This is a genomic window from Mesorhizobium sp. M0862, assembly GCF_040319795.1.
In the GTDB taxonomy this organism is placed as follows: domain Bacteria; phylum Pseudomonadota; class Alphaproteobacteria; order Rhizobiales; family Rhizobiaceae; genus Mesorhizobium.
The window spans coordinates 207,797-225,481 of sequence record NZ_JAMYOJ010000004.1 but is presented as its reverse complement, the minus strand read 5'-3'; the positions used below and the strand labels follow the sequence as shown (position 1 = coordinate 225,481).

19 protein-coding genes and 1 pseudogene are annotated in these 17,685 nt (G+C 59.0%); 6 read left to right on the top strand and 14 right to left on the bottom strand.

The window, feature by feature from the left end:
• Positions 1–220: 220 nt before the first annotated feature.
• From NKI15_RS08195 to NKI15_RS08175, 5 genes are all read right to left on the bottom strand, one after another.
• Positions 221–1,267, bottom strand: coding sequence for an ATP-dependent DNA ligase (locus NKI15_RS08195; RefSeq protein WP_352886025.1), 1,047 nt, complete (start codon positions 1,265–1,267; stop codon positions 221–223).
• Positions 1,268–1,396: 129 nt separating this feature from the next.
• Positions 1,397–1,903 (bottom strand): YciE/YciF ferroxidase family protein, encoded by a 507-nt coding sequence (locus tag NKI15_RS08190; protein ID WP_023668075.1) that lies wholly within the window; start codon positions 1,901–1,903, stop codon positions 1,397–1,399.
• A 332-nt stretch (positions 1,904–2,235) separates the two neighbouring features.
• A complete protein-coding gene (locus NKI15_RS08185; RefSeq protein ID WP_352513825.1) occupies positions 2,236–2,655 on the bottom strand; it encodes an HD domain-containing protein in 420 nt (139 codons plus the stop codon).
• A gap of 40 nt (positions 2,656–2,695) precedes the next feature.
• Positions 2,696–3,106, bottom strand: a complete 411-nt coding sequence (locus NKI15_RS08180) for a DUF427 domain-containing protein (RefSeq protein WP_023704637.1) — start codon at positions 3,104–3,106, stop codon at positions 2,696–2,698.
• A 635-nt stretch (positions 3,107–3,741) separates the two neighbouring features.
• Positions 3,742–4,062 carry a hypothetical protein gene (locus NKI15_RS08175; RefSeq protein WP_031195797.1) on the bottom strand — a complete coding sequence of 107 codons (321 nt, stop codon included), beginning with the start codon at positions 4,060–4,062 and terminating at the stop codon, positions 3,742–3,744.
• A gap of 202 nt (positions 4,063–4,264) precedes the next feature.
• Between NKI15_RS08175 and NKI15_RS08170 the strand changes: the two genes are divergently transcribed.
• Positions 4,265–4,840 carry a GNAT family N-acetyltransferase gene (locus NKI15_RS08170; protein ID WP_352513826.1) on the top strand — a complete coding sequence of 192 codons (576 nt, stop codon included), beginning with the start codon at positions 4,265–4,267 and terminating at the stop codon, positions 4,838–4,840.
• A 79-nt stretch (positions 4,841–4,919) separates the two neighbouring features.
• On the opposite strand, the gene NKI15_RS08165 is transcribed toward NKI15_RS08170, so the two are convergent.
• The 4 genes from NKI15_RS08165 to NKI15_RS08150 are packed head-to-tail and all read right to left on the bottom strand — an operon-like array spanning position 4,920 to position 7,292.
• Positions 4,920–5,252: a hypothetical protein gene (locus NKI15_RS08165; protein ID WP_023681169.1), complete on the bottom strand. Its 333-nt coding sequence runs from the start codon at positions 5,250–5,252 to the stop codon at positions 4,920–4,922.
• Between the two features lie 2 nt (positions 5,253–5,254).
• On the bottom strand, positions 5,255–5,617 hold the full coding sequence (locus tag NKI15_RS08160) for a hypothetical protein (RefSeq protein ID WP_245260251.1): 363 nt from the start codon (positions 5,615–5,617) through the stop codon (positions 5,255–5,257).
• Positions 5,614–6,834 carry an NRAMP family divalent metal transporter gene (locus NKI15_RS08155; RefSeq protein ID WP_023668066.1) on the bottom strand — a complete coding sequence of 407 codons (1,221 nt, stop codon included), beginning with the start codon at positions 6,832–6,834 and terminating at the stop codon, positions 5,614–5,616. The genes NKI15_RS08160 and NKI15_RS08155 overlap by 4 nt, the downstream gene beginning before the upstream one ends.
• Positions 6,831–7,292 (bottom strand): hypothetical protein, encoded by a 462-nt coding sequence (locus NKI15_RS08150; protein ID WP_050586847.1) that lies wholly within the window; start codon positions 7,290–7,292, stop codon positions 6,831–6,833. The genes NKI15_RS08155 and NKI15_RS08150 overlap by 4 nt, the downstream gene beginning before the upstream one ends.
• 516 nt (positions 7,293–7,808) lie before the next feature.
• Here NKI15_RS08150 and NKI15_RS08145 point away from each other — a divergent pair.
• The 3 genes and pseudogenes from NKI15_RS08145 (at position 7,809) to NKI15_RS08135 (ending at position 9,952) form a co-directional block, all read left to right on the top strand.
• Positions 7,809–8,606: an SDR family NAD(P)-dependent oxidoreductase gene (locus tag NKI15_RS08145; RefSeq protein WP_023696321.1), complete on the top strand. Its 798-nt coding sequence runs from the start codon at positions 7,809–7,811 to the stop codon at positions 8,604–8,606.
• A gap of 604 nt (positions 8,607–9,210) precedes the next feature.
• Positions 9,211–9,613, top strand: a pseudogene (locus NKI15_RS08140) (SDR family NAD(P)-dependent oxidoreductase); the annotation flags it as partial.
• Positions 9,614–9,703: 90 nt separating this feature from the next.
• Positions 9,704–9,952: a hypothetical protein gene (locus NKI15_RS08135; RefSeq protein WP_023681163.1), complete on the top strand. Its 249-nt coding sequence runs from the start codon at positions 9,704–9,706 to the stop codon at positions 9,950–9,952.
• A 176-nt stretch (positions 9,953–10,128) separates the two neighbouring features.
• On the opposite strand, the gene NKI15_RS08130 is transcribed toward NKI15_RS08135, so the two are convergent.
• Both NKI15_RS08130 and NKI15_RS08125 read right to left on the bottom strand, forming a co-directional pair.
• A complete protein-coding gene (locus NKI15_RS08130) occupies positions 10,129–10,545 on the bottom strand; it encodes a response regulator (RefSeq protein ID WP_352512491.1) in 417 nt (138 codons plus the stop codon).
• Positions 10,542–13,655: a CheR family methyltransferase gene (locus tag NKI15_RS08125; RefSeq protein ID WP_352626362.1), complete on the bottom strand. Its 3,114-nt coding sequence runs from the start codon at positions 13,653–13,655 to the stop codon at positions 10,542–10,544. Before NKI15_RS08125 ends, NKI15_RS08130 begins: the two co-directional genes overlap by 4 nt.
• Before the next feature lie 158 nt (positions 13,656–13,813).
• Between NKI15_RS08125 and NKI15_RS08120 the strand changes: the two genes are divergently transcribed.
• Both NKI15_RS08120 and NKI15_RS08115 read left to right on the top strand, forming a co-directional pair.
• Complete coding sequence (locus tag NKI15_RS08120; RefSeq protein WP_352513827.1) at positions 13,814–14,368, top strand: response regulator; 555 nt, start codon at positions 13,814–13,816, stop codon at positions 14,366–14,368.
• A 2-nt stretch (positions 14,369–14,370) separates the two neighbouring features.
• Complete coding sequence (locus NKI15_RS08115) at positions 14,371–14,661, top strand: hypothetical protein (protein ID WP_352513828.1); 291 nt, start codon at positions 14,371–14,373, stop codon at positions 14,659–14,661.
• A 225-nt stretch (positions 14,662–14,886) separates the two neighbouring features.
• On the opposite strand, the gene NKI15_RS08110 is transcribed toward NKI15_RS08115, so the two are convergent.
• The 3 genes from NKI15_RS08110 to NKI15_RS08100 form a co-directional block, all read right to left on the bottom strand.
• Positions 14,887–15,150 carry a hypothetical protein gene (locus NKI15_RS08110; protein ID WP_023691404.1) on the bottom strand — a complete coding sequence of 88 codons (264 nt, stop codon included), beginning with the start codon at positions 15,148–15,150 and terminating at the stop codon, positions 14,887–14,889.
• Between the two features lie 110 nt (positions 15,151–15,260).
• Positions 15,261–15,425, bottom strand: coding sequence for a hypothetical protein (locus NKI15_RS08105; RefSeq protein WP_352885978.1), 165 nt, complete (start codon positions 15,423–15,425; stop codon positions 15,261–15,263).
• A gap of 477 nt (positions 15,426–15,902) precedes the next feature.
• Positions 15,903–17,396 carry an alpha,alpha-trehalose-phosphate synthase (UDP-forming) gene (locus tag NKI15_RS08100; protein ID WP_352513829.1) on the bottom strand — a complete coding sequence of 498 codons (1,494 nt, stop codon included), beginning with the start codon at positions 17,394–17,396 and terminating at the stop codon, positions 15,903–15,905.
• Positions 17,397–17,685: the final 289 nt, after the last annotated feature.

Here is a 17,685-nt window from a genome sequence, read left to right as displayed (position 1 = left end):
CGACGAAGTGCCAGTTCCTAATCCGGACGAGAACCGTGATCCGCCAAAGCGAGGCGTGGTGACCGACTGAACAACGGGTTTGGTCCGGCATCCTCCTGCAAAGGCGTTTATCTCGCCGCCGGGTTCAAGATCGCCAGTGAAATGCGACTGGATTTGGCTGCGCCGAATGCTTGACGGATTTGGTCTCCATAGTGTGGACCTGCCGACGCTTCGCCAAGCCTCATTTTCCAAGTATCTGTTCGAACGTGCATTGCTTCGGGCTTTTGTCAGGACGCCATCGCAGAAATTTGGTGCCATGACGGAAACGATCCCCGGTGACATGATCGAACCGCACCTCCGCCACCAGTTCGGGCCGCAATGGCTCCCATTGTCCGCTTCTTTCCGTGCTCCACCGACTGGGACCGCCCGGCGCTTTTCCCGTGAAGCCAGGAGCCGATCGCAAAGCTTCAAGTTGTCGCGTAAGCTTGGCCCTGTCCTCCCGGGCGATCGTCGAAGTGAACCCGACATGGTCGAGTTGCCCCTGGTCATTGTACAGGCCAAGCAACAGGGAGCCGACTTCACGCGAATTCGCCAGGTAGCGGAACCCTCCGACGACACAATCGGCCGTGCGCAGGCGCTTGACTTTGACCATGGCGCGCTCGCCGGGTCGATATTCGTCATCGAGAAGCTTGGCAACGACCCCGTCGGTCGAACCTTGTCCGGATTGGCCAAGCCATCTGCCTGCCGCCGCCAAATCACGCGTTGCCCGAGACAGTTCGAGATCCTTTCGCCCGGCCGACTTTACGAACAGTTCGAGTGCAGCGCGCCGAACCGAGAGCGGCTGCTGCATCAAGGCGGCCTCGGAGGTCGCCAACATGTCAAAGAGGATCAGCTTTGCCGGCGTCGCGACCGACAGTTTCCGGATCCTGCTTTCCGCCGGATGCAGCCGCATCTGCAAGGCGTCGAAAGAAAGAGCGCCTGCAATTTCGATGACGATCTCACCATCGACCACGAACTCTTTTGTTTTCAGTTCATGCAACATCGCGACGACTTCCGGGAAATACCGCCCTAACGGCTTGCCGGATTTTGCACGCAACTCCACGGCCGCGCCGGCTTTAAAGGCCAGGCAGCGGAACCCGTCCCATTTGGGTTCGTATTGCCATCGGCCAGCATCGGCCGGCAACGTGTCGGCAGCCTTTGCTTCCATCGGCGCCGTGCTCAACGCCACGCCGAAAGACGATTTTACACTCGTCGGCAGATCGCGAGAGATGGCAGATTCGCCCGTCATGAAAGTTCCGTGGACAACGATGGAGATCGACTCAACGCAGCACTGGTGCCGGCTTTGGAAAAAATCCTGCTCCAACAGGGTTAGGTCATGATGAGATTTCAACCAGATCTCATCATGACCTGGGACGGTCTACTCGGCAGCTTGCATGTTGATCTTGCTTTCCGCCATTTCGGTGAGCTTGCGATCGGTCGCCTGCTCTTCCTTCAGGTTCTTGGCCAACACGTTGGCGCAGTCGCTGCGGCCAAGCTGCTTGGCCCAGGCGATGAGCGTGCCATATCTGGTCATCTCATAATGTTCGACCGCCTGCGCCGAGGCTATCAGTGCCGCGTCTAGGACCTCCTTGTCGTCGACGTCGCCGCTCACATCGTCGGCTTCTTCGAGAATGCCGTCTATCGCCGGGCAGTTGACCTCCTTGGCCTTGACGCCATGCAATTCGAACACCTGTTCGACGCGCTCGATATGGCCTTTGGTCTGCTCGAGGTGTTTTTCGAATCCGGCCTTCAATTGCGGATCGGTTGCCTTGCCGATCATCTTCGGCAGCGCTTTCTCGATCTGCTTTTCGGCGTAATAGATGTCGCGCAGCGTGTGCACGAAGAGATCGTCGAGTGTCTTGATGTCCTTCGAAAAGAAGCCCATGGCCTTACCTTTCATTGTGCAGAAGTTCGGGTTCGGCGGCGGCTTGCCCGCCACCCGCGGAGGCCGGGAACTCGTCCCGGCTTGCTGGTCAACGCACCGGTGCTGGAGGAGTTCCTGATTCCGAGCCGGGCCGTTACTTCTTTTCGAGACGCTGCGATCCATCTCCAAAGGAGCTTTGACCCGATCACACGTTCCATGGTCCAGACGACGACCCCAAGGCGCACGCCGGCGCGGAAAAACTGACGGCCAGGAGAGCGGAAACGTGCTCTGCGCCGCAAGCTCTCGCAGGCGATGGCTGCCTCGACAAATGCAATGCCAGCGTCGGGCGCGCACTATTGTCGGGAGAACTCTTGGTCAAGTATGCGAAGGCCCTCTTCATATTTGGCCGCCGACGCTCCGACCTGCCTCGACTGCCAGATGTTGTCCTCCAGATCGGCGCGTTTTACGGGGAGCGCCACTGGGTTCGACGCAGCCCGCCGGACAAAGGCGAAATACTCCTCATCCGGCCTGCGCGACATGGCATCGACCGCCGCGGTAATTGTAGGTCCGAAGCCTGCTTCTTCGAGCTTGGCGCGGGTCCAGCCTTCGCCTTTCTCCAGAACGTCATGAAGGTAGGCAACAGTCTTCTGATCGATTGTCTCGACAGCGTCGACGACACGGCGGCAATGCTCGATGTAGGGCCGCCCGGTCTTATCGCGCTGCGGCGCGTGAACCTCCTCCGCAATCTTTGCCGCCTGGTAGAAAATGCTCATCGCGCCTGTCGTTACCGTGATTGCCTCTGCCTGATGAAACCTATTCGACGATATGTGGCGTGTGTCGCTTGTCCTCGGCAGGGTCTACATCGATACGGGCCTTTTCCGGATCGAAAGCGCCGTGACCTGCAATAGCCAGAGCAGCCGCATCGGGCGTTTCGTAGGCCCACATGAAATCGTCGGAAGAACTGCCGACGGCGTGGACACGCCAGTAGCTTGCGGTGCCTTTGAGCGGGCACCGGGTGGTGGTGTCGGTCTTTTCGAAAAGATCGAAATAGATGTCCTCGAAGGGGATATAGAAAACGGGCTCGTGCCCGTCTTCACGCAGGACCTTCGCCCGCTCCGTAGCTGCGACGATGGCGTCGGAAAACCGCACCGTCACCGTGCCGGAAAACGGTTCTATGGCCAATCGGCCAAGGTTTTGCTGTGAAGTTGCGCCTGAAGTTTGCATCTGAATTTCTCCCTGGCGATTACCGCAAGATCGGTCATGCCTGGAGACGAAATGCGCGGCGGCGCTTCAGGTTCCGGCATGTCCGATGAACCTGAATGGCGGGCCTGACTTAAAGCGCCTCCCGCTCGCCGTATCCAGCAGTTCTCGTTGGTAAGGCGCGGTGAAATGCTCGTCCAACCCATTCGAAGACTTTAGAAGGACGACACGGTCGTCGCTTCCGTGGAGCGTCAGGGCTGGCACCGAAATGATCTTCGCCGCTACTTGCCGGCGGGCGAGTTCGTGGCTGGAGATGCTCCAGCTGTTTGGCCGTCGTCAGCTGCCGCCTCATGTACGGGCTCCGGGGCGGCCTCAGTTGCGGCCAAGTGGGCCGCAAGGTCCCTATAGACCTTGTCCCTGCCGCCATCGTGTTTAGCGATCAGGCCAAGTAAGTCATGACGGCTTAGCTTTGCAATCTTCATTAGGAATTCGAATTCGTGCTTCGGAATGGAGGCTGCTAAGCGATCGAGTTTGGCCCGCCGGGTCTCTTTGGACACATGTGCTCCTATGTATCCAGGCAGCATGCGAGGCACGTGTTCGAAGCCCGCCATTGTCTTGATGGCGGGCCTTCGGGCGGCCGAAGCCGCTAGGTCCATCGGCTACTTGTTGCAATTTTGCACGGTCGAGGTCGTTGCGCCACTTGCAGTGTTGTTATCGATGTCATTGCCTGCGGCGTCCTTGCAACGGTCGGTCATGCCGTTCGATTTTGTAGTCGAGTTTGTGGAATTCGGATCGGTTGGCACGGCCGCATTCCCGCTGCCAGTGCCATTGCCAGCGGCGCCGCCGCTGCCAACAGTTCCAGTACCAGTTCCATTACCCGTGCCAGCCGTGCCGCCAGCACCCGTTCCATTTGTCTGCGCCAAGGCGGAACCGGCCAAGGCAATAGTTAGCACCGACGCGGCTAGAATTTTCTTCAACATTGGAGTCTCCGTGTTTGAATCGCCGAATTGCGATCGCTTTCCCAACGACAGGTTTTTCTCATTGTTCCCGGCGTAATGGATTGTGATCCGCAGCAGCCTTCGTCGAGGTGGACACTCTTGACGGCGCACGAATTGTGATGAGACCTGACAAGGGCAGGATGGGCTTTGTTCAACACCAAAGCGATATGTTGGGCGCGGCTGCATGCATCCGACGCGGATCGCGATGCGGAATGTGGGCAAGACGGGTTACAACAGAAGCGGCGATCAGAGCTGCGAGCGAACCGGCCGCCTTGATGTTAATCTGACGGTTGAATCTCAAGACCATTCCGACGCAGGAGCAGAACGCATGCCGGCTCGATCCAAAGGATTTACAATCGCTCTGGCTCACAACGGGGATGCACGAACGCAGGCGGCCGCTGCGCTCTATCGACACAACATCGAACAAACCGGAATCGATGACCGGGCAGTGATCGGCGCGGAGCTTACCGACCCCTCGGGAAAGATCTGGGGTGGAATTTGGGGCAGAACGGAACTGGGGCTCCTGTTTCTCGACATGTTCTTCTTGCCTGAAAAATTGCGTGGCCGATCCTATGGATCACAGCTTCTTATGGCGATTGAGGAGGAAGCCGTTAGGCGTGGATGTAAGAGAGCCGTCGTCGAGACGAGCAGTTTCCAGGCGCCTCAATTTTACCGGCTTCATGGGTTTGAGGAATTCGGCAAGGTCGAATTCGTTATTCCAGGACACGCCCGCATCTTCCTTCGCAAGAACCTGCAGTAATCTTTGCGGAGGCGCCATCTGCACGAACGGCTGTTCGCCGGCAAAACGCCGGCGCCTTAGCCCTCCCAGCCGTAGCCATCTACTCCCGAAGGTCCTTTTGCCCTTTCCATCCGGGAAGCTCGGTCATCGGGCATAGCAGCCGCGGTCGCGCCGGATCGGAGATATCGAGTTTATCCCAGGGAATGCGGTACAGGCCGTCGCGACGGCGCAGCCGAAACAGGTCGAGCATCGCGATGCCGATGGTCGAAGCCGACAGACGCTCGAACGCGGCGTAGATGCCAACGTGGAATTCAGTAACGACGAGCTCGTCGCCACGCTGTTCGGCGAGAATCTCTTCGATGTGACCGATGCTCTTTCCACGCTGCGAGAGCACGCGTCGCCCGGCAAGATGTTCGAGGTTGACTGTCCTCATCATCACGCTCCTGGGATGCGCCCGATGACATGATCGCGCAACCAGTCCTGCCAGGCGAAAATCGACGTCTCGCCCACCTCGATGTCACATTCGATGTCGAGCCCGTTGTCCTGCACCTTTTTCCACGCAATCCTGTGTGGCTCGGCGTGGCGTTTGCCACCCACCCTCGTCGCCAGTTGCGCCATCCATTCCCCGGGCCGCGCGCCAAGGCGGCGCGCCAAAGTGATGGAGCCGAGTTCTATCGCGACAATCCTTGGTGGTTTGCCCCGCCGCAACTCGGCCACCACTCCGTCGACCTTGCCGATCTTGACCCGCCGGCGGTCGAACACCTGCTTGTCCAGGAGATCACGCATCAATTCCATCATGTGCCTCCGAATATCTGCAGCGGAATCGTCACCACGGCGAGCACGAAGGCAAGCGCGATAATGAAGACAACGGCGGCATTCGAAATGATGCCGTTGCGATGTTCGCCGACATAGCGTTCGTCATTCAGCAGGAAGAGAAATGGAACTACCGTCAGCGGAAGGCTCGCCGCCGTTACCGCCATGGAAAAGATGGTCAGCCTCAGTGGGTCGAGGCCAAGCATGATCGGAATGGCGGCCAAAAACAATGATGCCGTATAGACGGCACTGAAGCCCGGATCATCGCGCGGCTTGCGATCCTCGCCCCAGGTCCAGCCAAAGCCCTGTGCCACCAGATATGCCTGTTGCAACCCGACTTCGAGTGCGGCGCCGAAACAGGCAATGGCGAGCGAGGCAACGAATAGAACGAACCCCCAGAAGCCGAATATAGGGATCAGCATCAACGGCAGTTGGTGATAGTCGTCCACCTGGTCGATGCCGCGCGTCGCGAGAACGAGAGCAGCGACGATCAACACGCCGATCGAAATGGTCCCACCGAAGGTCATGCCCAGCCCGGCGATGGCACGATTGGCCCCAAGGTGGCTTTCATCCCATTTGTCCTCGATAGCTCCCGAGGAATAGAACATGAAAAGATATGGCGATATCGACGCGCCGAGAATGCTGGCCGCCATGAACCAGTAATTGATGGCATCGTGAGCCGGCAGCGAAGGCACGGCGCTGCCAGCGACCGCTGTCCAGTCGGGCTTTAACATCACCGCACCAACCACGAAGCACAGCGTCACGAGGCCGAGGACCGAAACGCCTTTCTCGATAAAGCCAAACGTGCCTTTCCACAGCAGCAGCCATGCCAGCAACGCCACCGGCAGTGCCCACCACTGGAAGCCTATGCCGGTGGCAAGTTCGAGTGCGATGGCCACACCGCCGATCTCAGCGGACAGCACCATGAAATTGACGAGAAGGACGACGAGCAACGGCCATAGGAAGACGTTGAACCCAAATCTTTCACGAATGCCCTCTGAGATCGTGTGATGGCTCATCGCGGCGAACCGACCGGCCATTTCAACCAAAAAGATGATGCATATGGTGCCGAGAACTATGGCCCAGATCAGCTGGAATCCGAAGGCGGCACCCGCCTGCGCCGCCGTAGCCATCGACCCGACTTCGAGGAAACCTCCGACACTGGTGACGACGCCAAGCGATATTTCCAGAAGCTTCTTCACGGCTTTGGTCCGAAAGCGCTGGTGTAAGCGGCGGCGAGCGAGCGCATGGCCGCCCGAAGATCCTGTTGTGCGCTTTCCACCTCAGTGCGATTGTTCACCCGCAATCCCGCCTCGGCATGCGCCACCGCCACCGACAAACTGTTGACTGCTGCCGTCAGTCCTGCTCGCCCGGCTGGTTCAGCGGTCTCGGCCGATCGAATTTGCGCCTCGACATCGGCCAGCGTTTTTCCGACCGAGTGCAGTGCGGCCGTGGCATAGGCGGACGGTGCCGCTCCCTCCACCCAGGCATCCAGCACCATCGATACGGTCTGTGCCGCGGAGGCCGCTGTTCGTGATTGCTGCGCCACCTGATTGGAAGACGAGCATCCGGCCAACCCGGCTAGAATCAGAAGCAAGCACAGGCAGCCAACCGGAAAATGACGGTCGTTATGGGGTACAGCGCGCGTTGGATGCGCCACGCGGATTTCCTCCCCGGCCCGAACCAACTGCGTCCGGCATCAATGATCTAGAGCGCTCGGAGAGCTCGTCAAACGAAACCGACGACGAGCTTGTGAGGTCGGCTAGTCCCACGTAACAAAACGCTCCATCCCGGACAGCCGTGAAAGTGGGGGGGCCCGCGCTTCTCTTTGGCGCGGAGAAGCGCGGGCAGATCGGGCTGAGGGGATGACCCGATCGCGCAGCATCAACATGGGAGGGCAACAACGCTGCACGATTCGAACTTCCAACCGGGCCACTTGTTCCAACTTCAACTGATCCGTTCTGAGTACTCAATCCATGCGTTTGGGGGGCCTTTTTGAAGGTAGGTCATGGCGAGTTCTCATGGCGTAGAACGGTTTTTGTCGCAACGGCCCATCCATGAATGCGCGCAACGACCGCGATGACGACCGTCGCCTGACCGTCATGACAGCGCACGATCAATCCAGCCCAAACGCCGCGGAACAATTGTGCCCGCTCGTGGTTCCGATGGCACGAAGATGGAGGATATGATGACGGACGCCAAACTCGCTGTGGTGACCGGCGCCTCGAGTGGCATCGGAAGGGAACTCGCAAAGCTGTGCGCTAAAGACGGTTACGACCTGATCATCGCCGCCGACGAGCCGGCTATCCGGCAGGCGGCAGAGGCACTTGAGACCCACAATGTAACGGTCGAAGCCATTGAGGCCGATCTGGCGACCGTCGAGGGCGCCGATCGGTTGATCTCCCAGATCGGCGATCGCGATATCGACCTGTTGTTTCTCAATGCGGGACGCGGGCTCGGCAACGGCTTCGTCGACCAGGACTGGCGAAAAGTCCGCCGGATCATCGACACCAATGTCACCGGAACGGTCTATCTGGCGCATGAGCTCGGAGCCAAGATGGCCCGGCGAGGTCGCGGGCGCATCCTGTTCACCGGATCGATCGCCGGCTTCATGCCCGGCACATTCCAGGCCGTCTACAACGGCACGAAGGCGTTCATCGATTCCTTCTCGATCGCGCTCCGCCATGAGCTGAAAGATAGCGGCGTGACGGTCACCGTGCTGATGCCTGGCCCCACGCAGACGCGATTCTTCGAGCGCGCTGAAATGATGGATACCAAGGTCGGCTCCGATGAAAAGGACAATCCGGCCGATGTCGCCAAGACGGGTTACGAGGCGATGATGGCCGGTGATGAACAGGTCGTCAGCGGTTGGAAAAACAAGCTGCAGGTCGCCGCCGCGCATGTCACGCCGGCAGGCACTTTGGCCGAACAGCACCGTAGGATGGCCGAGCCGGGGTCGGCGTCCAGCGACTGAGCTGATATTTCGCGTCATCAAACGGGCTGGCATTCGCAGAGACCGCATGTGCTGCGCGAGGCAATCTATCGCTGCCGCAAGGCGGCACCATCTCGGTTCCCGGCGTCTGTGTTGGCCTGGTCGATCACATCCCGTTTGGCGGCGATGAATGAGGGACCGGCTTTCCGGATGGGCCAGACGCATACGCAACGCTACCTGGAACCTTTATTGGCCATGGTCCAGAACGGCGCAATCGATCCCTCCTTGTGATTACCCCCGGGCCGATCTGAAAGCAGGGCCGGATCTCTACAAGACGTTCCGCGACAAGCAGGATGGCTGTATCAAAGTCGTGACGCGGCCTCACAGCTAAGACGGGCAAGGCGACCGACACTCACTGCAATCACAAGGGAACATTCGCGTCGACGGCCGGTTAGGTGCCACTTCCGTAACGGTCACCTGCCGTCAAAGCGAGCCCATGATGAACCATGACCAGCATGACAATGTACCAGACGCAGCGCGCAGACTTGTCGTCGGAAGCATGGCGGGAGGAATTCTCGCCGCTTATGCTTCCACGACGTCAGCCGATACGGGAACAGTGCCTGCTAAAGCAGGCCCTGCGAGCCCGATGCTCAAACAGAATCCGGTGACGCAATATCACCAGCCGCCTTTCAAGCCACAGGAACAGAAGTGGCCGGGTTTGGCCAGCAAGATGGTGCCGCGCCCGGATCACGGCGAAACGACCTACAAAGGATCAGGCAGGCTTGCCGGCCGCAAAGCGCTGATAACCGGCGGCGATTCCGGTATTGGTCGTGCGGCGGCGATTGCATTCGCGCGCGAGCGTGCGGACGTTGCTTTCGGCTACCTCCCCGAAGAACAGGAAGACGCCGACGAACTGGTGGACCTAATAAAAGCGGCAGGTCAAAAGGCTTGCCGGCGATATCCGCAATGAGGCCTTTTGCAGAAAGCTGGCCGATGAAGCAGCAACGACCCTCGGCGGTCTCGACATCCTGGTCAGCAACGCTGCCCGCCTCACTCGAGTCCACGGTCCTCAAAAAGGGCCGCCAAGGCCACCGCTCCTTAGGCGTGGTGGGCTTTCAGACTGTCTACAGGAGGAACCAATGGCTGGCGATGAAATAGAAAGAAGGCGACTGCAGATGTTGATCGAACAATATCTGGAGACCCGTAAGCGACGGCACGATTTCGTGTCGATCGCGAATGCCGAACTCGCGATCAAGGCGGTCATGCCGCATTGCCCGGTGTCAAACGCAGCGTTGGCAGAGATGATTGCCGCTGGCGCCGTCACTTACGGCCTTGGCGTCCTATTCGACGCGAAGCAAACCGAGGGCGAACTGCCCGTTGTTTGCTAGGCTCATCGCCTGACCAATCGTCGCGCGGTCGCCAAGTTTCGCCCAGCTCTGGAATACGCCAGACCGGGAGCATGCCAATCGTGCCGGCCGGATCGCAGACACCTGCCGGCGACGCCGTCTCGGGCCTGGACCCGAATGTCGTCGCATATCTGATGAAAACCAGTGTCTTTGTGCAGTTACCGGGCTTCTCGTTGGGTTGGCACCGTTCCGCTGTCCTGGTGTCTTGCCAAAGACGTCGGTTGAACACCGAGCATATTTCGCACGGCCTCGACCAGCGCAGCAGCCCACACGGGTTTTGACAGCATTTTGTGATGACGCAAATCTTGCGGGATGTCGGATGCCGTGTACCCACTGACGAAAACAAACGGAATTCCGCGGTGCGCTAGAAGAGGGACAAGGGCAGCGCTGGTCTCGCCGCCGAGACCAATGTCCAGGACCGCGGCAGATATGACTTCACCCTCGATCAGCTTTTTCGCGCGAGCAACGGACGGCACTGGCCCGGCGATGGCGAAGCCGGCCTCTTCCAGAATTGCGCGGTGCTCCTCCGCGACCAGCCATTCATCTTCGACGATAAGGATACGAGATGCAGTCACGTTTCGCTCTCCCGATGATCAAACGGAAACTCAATCCGCAAGCTCAAACCATCGGAACCGAAAGATGTTTCAAAATTTCCGCCAAGCCGATACTCAATTTCGCCTTTCACCAGCGAAAGACCAAATCCCGTCTTCTCAGGCGGACTGACAGCGGGACCGCCGCTTTCTAACCATTCGAGCTGAAAACCGTGATCCGACGCCGACCAAGTCACGGACACCACGCCGTTTGGCACGGACAAGGCGCCATATTTTCCAGCATTCGTGGCAAGTTCATGGATCACCATGCCAAGCGACAGGCCCTGCTGAGGCTTGAGCCGAATGTCCTCGCCTGTGGTGTTGATGCGTTCCAGCCCGAACGGCTCGACTTCCTGCCGCACGATTTCCTCTACCGAGACCTCTTTCCAGCTTTCGCGCGAGAGCACTCCGTAGGCCCGCGCCATGGCGCGCAGGCGACCGATGAGCGCTTCGGCGAAAGCCTCCGAAGAGGGAGCATTTTTCAGGGTCTGACTGGCAATGCTGACCGTAACGGCCAGCATGTTCTTGACCCGATGATTGAGTTCCGAGATCAATACCCGCTGGTGGGCTTCGGCTTCAGCCATGGTCGTCACATCGACAAAGGTCACCACCACGCCCTGGATTTTCCGCGCGCTGTCGCGGTAGGGGATCAGCCGCACGAGATAGTGGATGCCGTTGCTATCGCGCGGCAGCTGGTGCTCGATCATCTCGCCGGCCCTGAAAACCTGGGCAATATGGTCGCGCAGGTGCGGATAATCGAGCCGGCTGGCAAGATCGGTCAGCGGTCTTCCGATGTCGGTCGGCAGCAAGTTGAAGAACGAAGACGCCGCCGGCGTGAAGCTGCGGATAACCAGCTTGGTATCGAGAAAAACAGTCGCGATCTGTGTGCTCTCGAACAGGTTCTTCAGATCGCTGTTGGCACGATCGAGATCCTCGATCTTGGAAACCAGTTCGGCATTGATGGTGTTCAATTCCTCATTGAGGGACTGCATTTCTTCCTTGGAGGCCTCGAGCTCCTCATTGGAGGACTGGGCCTCTTCGTTGACCGAGACGAGTTCCTCATTGGAAGATTTCAACTCCTCCAACGCGGTCTCATATTCTTCGATCGTCGATTGCAGGCGCTCGCGCGTATCGCGGAGCTCGCGTTCGAAATCAGCAATCCCAGATGCCACCGGCTGTCGAACCTTTAGAGCCTCCAGCCGCGGCTGCGGCTGGCCCACCGGCTCGAACAGGACGAGAAACAGCGGCTCGCCGCTGCCGCGATCAGTCAAGGGCTCGATCGTCAATGTGACGAATTGGACACGATCTTCATCTTCTTCAATGGCTACCGCTTCGCGCACAACCGTGCGCCGGCCCTCGGCGGCTTCCCGCAAAGCGCCGCGCAATTCCAGACGCAGGCCGCTGCGTGCCATTGTGAGCAATTGTCTGCTCGGCACCCCTTGCGGCGGCTCGAGATATTTGCCGGTTCGGACCGAGTAATAGACGACATCTCCATCACCATTGACGACGACGTGAGCCGGAGCGAAGCGTTCGAGAACCTGCGCTTCAACGGTTTGCCTTAGGGAATAAGACAAGCCGCGGCGCGCATGTGTGTCATTGGCGCTGGAAAAGTTGGTTGCAGGCGCAGCATTCAACAAGATCGGCAGCCGCGGCGGCGCCGAATGTTCTCGTGCCTTGAAGATCCGTTGTTTCTTGTCGACCGGTGCAAACAGGTCGGCATGCTGGCTTATGCTTTCGGAGGTGCCAAGGAACAGATAGCCACCGGGCTTCAGCGAATAGTGGAAGGTCGGAATAACCTGCTTTTGCACATCGGGGCCGAAATAGATCAGGAGGTTCCGGCACGACACCATGTCCATGCGCGAGAAGGGTGGATCGCGGATGACGCTGTGCGCCGAGAAGATGCAGAGATCACGTACGCTCTTGCTCAAGATGAAACTTGTGCCGTCATTGCTGAAGAAGCGTTCGCGACGTCCAGGCGAAACGCCCGCAAGCAATGACTCCGGATAGCGCGCCGAACGTGCGATGCCCAACGCCGCGTCATCGATGTCCGTGGCGAAAATCTGGATGCGCGGCACAGCCGAAAGTGTATCCATATGCTCGCGCATCAGCATTCCGATCGAGAAGACTTCCTCGCCGGTTGCGCAGCCGGGCACCCAGACGCGGATCGTATCGTTGGCGTCCTTGCCTTCGAAAAGTTTGGGGATGACGGTTTCTTCCAGGGTCTTGAAAGCGTCCGTGTCGCGGAAGAAATTTGTCACGTTGATCAGCAGGTCGCGAAACAGCGAGCGCACTTCCTCCGCATTTGAACGAAGCAACTCTATATAGGCATCGATCGCGGTGTTCTGTGTTATTTGCATGCGTCGCCTGACGCGACGCAAGAACGTCTTGGCCTTGTAGCCCGAGAAATCATGTCCCGAATGGCTGCGCAGGATCGCGTAGATTTCCTCCTGGCCCTTGCGGAGTTTCAAAGCACTGGCCTTGCCATCGTCAGCTTCAAGCTCGTCGAGCAGTTCAAAGCTGTGGGCAAATTCCATGAGTTTCGCACCCATCTCATCGGCCGGGATGGCGATATCGATCAGACCGGAACTGATAGCGCTGCGCGGCATGTCGGGATTGCTCGGACCCGACTCGTCGGAGAGTTGCGCCAGCGTCAGGCCGCCATGCTCCTTGATTGCCTTGATGCCCAACGTACCGTCGGAATCGCCGCCCGACAGGACGACGCCGACGGCGTATTCGCCCTGATCCTCGGCCAGCGCGCTGAAAAAGATATCGATGGGCTTGCGCTCCCTGGACACCGAATTCGGTTGGCGCAGCTTTAGGCTGGAATTTTCGATGGTGAGGATCGCGTTGTGCGGCATCACGTAGACGGTGTCAGGATGGATATCCATTGCATCTTCAGCGACACGAACCGGAATTCCGGTGTAAAGCGCAATCACTTCGTGCAGCAGACTTTCCCGTTCCGGGCTGAGATGCGTGACGATCACGAACGCCATCCCGCTCGAAGACGGCATCCCGCGAAAAAATCCCTCCATGGCGGCAATGCCGCCCGCAGAGGCGCCAATACCGACTATGGGGAACCTCGGCAGCTTTTGCATCAATTGTCCTGCTTCAGTGAAATGCAACGCGGCAGCGCTGATTTCGATCCAATGTGTAAACCGTTCCTGGTCGAATTCCCATCCCGCACCGCCGATAGCCACGGAACCGATGGACGCGATCGCCGTTTAAAGCCCGGAGGGCTGCTATGTTATTAGGCATGCGAATTCTGCTCGTCGAGGACGAATTCTTGCTGGCAAGCGAACTTGCCTCCTATTTCAGCGATTGTGGGGCGACCGTTTTGGGGCCGGTGTCGTCAGTCAGCCGGGCTCGACGATATATCGATTCAGCGGACGGGGCGGTGCTGGACATCGATCTTAACGGTGAGACTGTTTTTCCCCTCGCCGATGAGCTGACGGACAGAGGCATCCCGTTCGTATTCTTCTCCGGAAACGATCAGATCACCCTACCGGAGCGGTTCCGGTACACCCAAAACCTCTCCAAGCCGGCCGGGTTCAGGACGGTTGCCGGGATCCTCGCCGCGCAATCAACAGCGCTTGGTGAAGACAATGTTTTCCGCGCTCTTCCAAAACTGAGGCTGTCCGCGCGGCTGCTGCTGGGCGACCCACAGGCGGCCGATCGCCTCGTCGAACGGACATTGAAGGCGGCGCTGGAGGAGCGGTTGTCGACGCGGCATGACCTTCCCTTGAGCGAATGGCTCAATGCACTCATGGAGGAGGTGCTCCGCAACGACAGGTCTGGCATCATGAATTGAGATTGTCCGATAGTTTGCCGCAGGCCGCCCTGTCGGCCGCCCCCGCTACGGTACCCCTCCCCAAGAGCGCTTCGCTTCGTCTTGCAAATACGGCCGCATTCCTGCTAGAAATCCTCGTGGCCAAACCTCCGCAAACCAAACCTGACTCATTCCGCGATCCTGTTGAGGGCGACGCACTCGCAGCGCTGCTCGACGAAATCGCGGAAGAGGAAACACCTGAACGGCTGTTGAAGCTCGCCCTTGAGCTGCAGCAGCAACTGCTGTTGTCAAAGCAGCTGAAAAATCCCAACTGAACGGCCTGCAGCTAGGCATCTTGATGTGCCTCGAGTTCCACGATGGCGTCATCGCCTCGTTCGCCAGACCGATGCTGCTGCGGTAATCTTTCTGCGCTCGATGTGAGCGAAACCCCAGTCTCAATAGCTCAGCGGTTCCTGCGCCCAGAAGGCCCTGATCCCATCATGACGCCGATGAGACGACCAGGAAGATCAGGGCCAACTTGGGTCGCAGCCCAAGGTCGATCACTGCTGCCCTGGCATCTCGGTATTTTCTTGCGGGTTCTTTTTAACGCCGGGCGCGGGTGATGTCTCGGCGGGGGCATTGCCGCCTTGGTTCTGTTCCGGGGTGCGCTTTACTGGCGATGTCTGCCACGATCCGTCTGAAAGGGGTATGAACACAAAGAAGGCTAGCAGTGCGACGAAGATCACAGCCGCAATGACGACGCCCCACCCGAGTACATTTCGGGTGCCACGCTGTTCTTCCTTCCGGGACACATGCTCCGTCATCACTGGACTCCTTTGTGTCATTCGATGAAGTACAAATTTATCGTGCAGATCGACCGCACGGTCTGCTCTTCCCCGGCGCCGGCCACCGGCACAGCTGAAGAAAGCTGAAGCTAATCTTCTCCAGCTTTTCGGCTGCCTGGTTTGGCGACCCGCTTTGGCGTTTCCGGCACTGCCGGTTTCTGCTCGGGTGCAGGCGGATTGACCGCCTCATGCGCCAAACGGGCTTTGCGCAATCGCGCCGTTTTCTCTTCCCGCGCTTTACGCTCGGCTTCCATTACTCCTTGTGCGTAGAGGGTGGCTCGTGCGTCTCTGTCGTTTGCGGATCCACTGGCCGCCATAGTCAGCCCTCCGCCTTGTAATTTCTTGCTTCCTTCTTGGCGCCGTTTTTGCCGTGCTCGGCTGCAAGCTCTTTGGCCTGCCCGGGTGACACGTCGGTGGCTTCGGCCAACTTGATTGCCTCTTTTTCAGAGAGATCACTGTCCTTTCGCGTGGGGTTCCTTGTCATCGCAGATCTCCTATCAGAGCCCAAACGACCGGACCGGCGGTGTGTTCCCTGGAGCCTTCGATAGTCCACCGATTGAGGCGGGCTATCGCGCTTCCGTCAATGAGCGAAAAGTTTCTGATGCGGGCTGACAAGGTACATGATCAGCTTCAAGGCCTTTCGAACTGCTCCGGCCAGCCGGGTTATGGCCGGGCTACGACCGTGTGGGAACGCGTGACACACGGACGGATTCAGGCATCGATGCCAGGCGCTAGTTCTCGCCCGCGAGCGTGGCGAGAAATGACCGCCGCCATTCTGCTGCGTCATTGCGCGTGATGCGCTTGAGCAGTGCACTATGCCTTGCAATTCTTTCGTCAAGCGGCATCGCGAGCGCTTTTGCGATCGCATCGGCAACCTCGTCGACCGCATACGGGTTCACGATCAAGGATTCGGCAAGTTCTTCGGCCGCACCTGCAAAACGCGACAATACCAGCACTCCGGGATCGGCTTCGTCCTGCGCGGCTATGTATTCCTTGGCGACGAGGTTCATTCCGTCACGCAGGGGCGTGACCAATCCGACCTGGCTAGCGCGCAACAGGCCAGCAAGCCGAGAGCGTGATACGGCACGGTGGATGTAGCGGATCGGGGTCCAAGCCAAATCCGCGTATCTTCCGTTGACCGCGCCGGCGGTTGCCTCAAGCTGGGCCCGGATGTCGGCATAGGCGCTGACCTCCTCGCGCGTCGGCGACGCAATCTGCAAATATGTTGCCGCCCGCTCGTGTTCCGGATGCCTTTCCAAAAGACGCGCGAAAGCCTGCATGCGGCCGGGGAGACCCTTGGAGTAGTCCAGCCGATCGACGCCGATGATTTGCTTGAGGCCCAGAATCTGGCGGCGCATGGAATCAATCTGCACATCCTCCGCCGCCTCATTGGCCATGCGTGCGATTGAATCGACGTCGATGCCTATCGGAAAACACCTCGATAACACCGTGCGGCCGTTCATCTCAGCCGAACCATTGATATCAAAAGTAGTGGAGTTGGCCGCCTGCACTGAGCGCCGGAAATTCCCCACGTCCGTTTCGGTCTGGAACCCCACGACGTCATATTGAAGCAGGTCATCGATGAGTTCTTCATGGTCGGGCGTGGCTTCAAACAGGTCGGGCGGCGGGAACGGTATGTGAAGAAAAAACCCGATCCGATTCCGGACTCCCAGCCGCCGCAACTGGGCGGCCAAGGGGATAAGGTGGTAGTCGTGAACCCACACCAGGTCGTCGTTGCCCGACAGCAGTCCTGCGAGCGCCTTCGCGAACCGCGCATTGATCTGCCGGTAGGCGTGTAGAAACTCTGCCCGGTGGTTCACCAGGTCGAGTCGGTAATGAAAAAGCGGCCACAGCGTGCTGTTGGCATAGCCATTGTAATAGAGCGAATACTCCTCATAGGGCAGGGTAAGCGCAGCCGTCTCGATCTTTCCCACCCGTTCCAAGCGGATCAGCGGTTCGTCGCTCGCGGCGTAGTCCTGATACTCGGCGCTTGCTCCTAGCCACAGGCCTCCACGCTCGGCCAACGCATCCCCGATGCCTACAGCAAGTCCGCCGGCTTGCGACAGATCGCGAATGCTCCCCAGCCTATTCGAGACGACAACCAGACGACGCGGGATGGCGCGATCGCCAGTTAGCTCAGCCTCCCCACCTAAGGCGTCGCGCTCAAGGGGATCACCAACCGTTTGCGAGGCCTCGTTGAAAATTTCATCCGGTCGCTGCAACAAGAGCAAATCCTGAGCGTGAAGATCGCTTGGGGAACGGTCCGCGCGTGCGATTGTTCCCGACGTAAGTGTCCAGCCGGACTCGCTGGATCACATTCTCGGCCCGCTCGGCGCCTTTTTCAGCGGCTCTCGCAGGATCGTCGTCGGACGCACCGGTGATGAGACCCCGATCCAGCACGCCGAGCAGCCGCTTTGGCGACGGCCGGACTTACCGCTTTGGTATTCATGCTGCCGGATCCCCTGCCCTGTCATATCAACTCCCCACCTTGGCAAAAGCCCCAACTGACCAAAC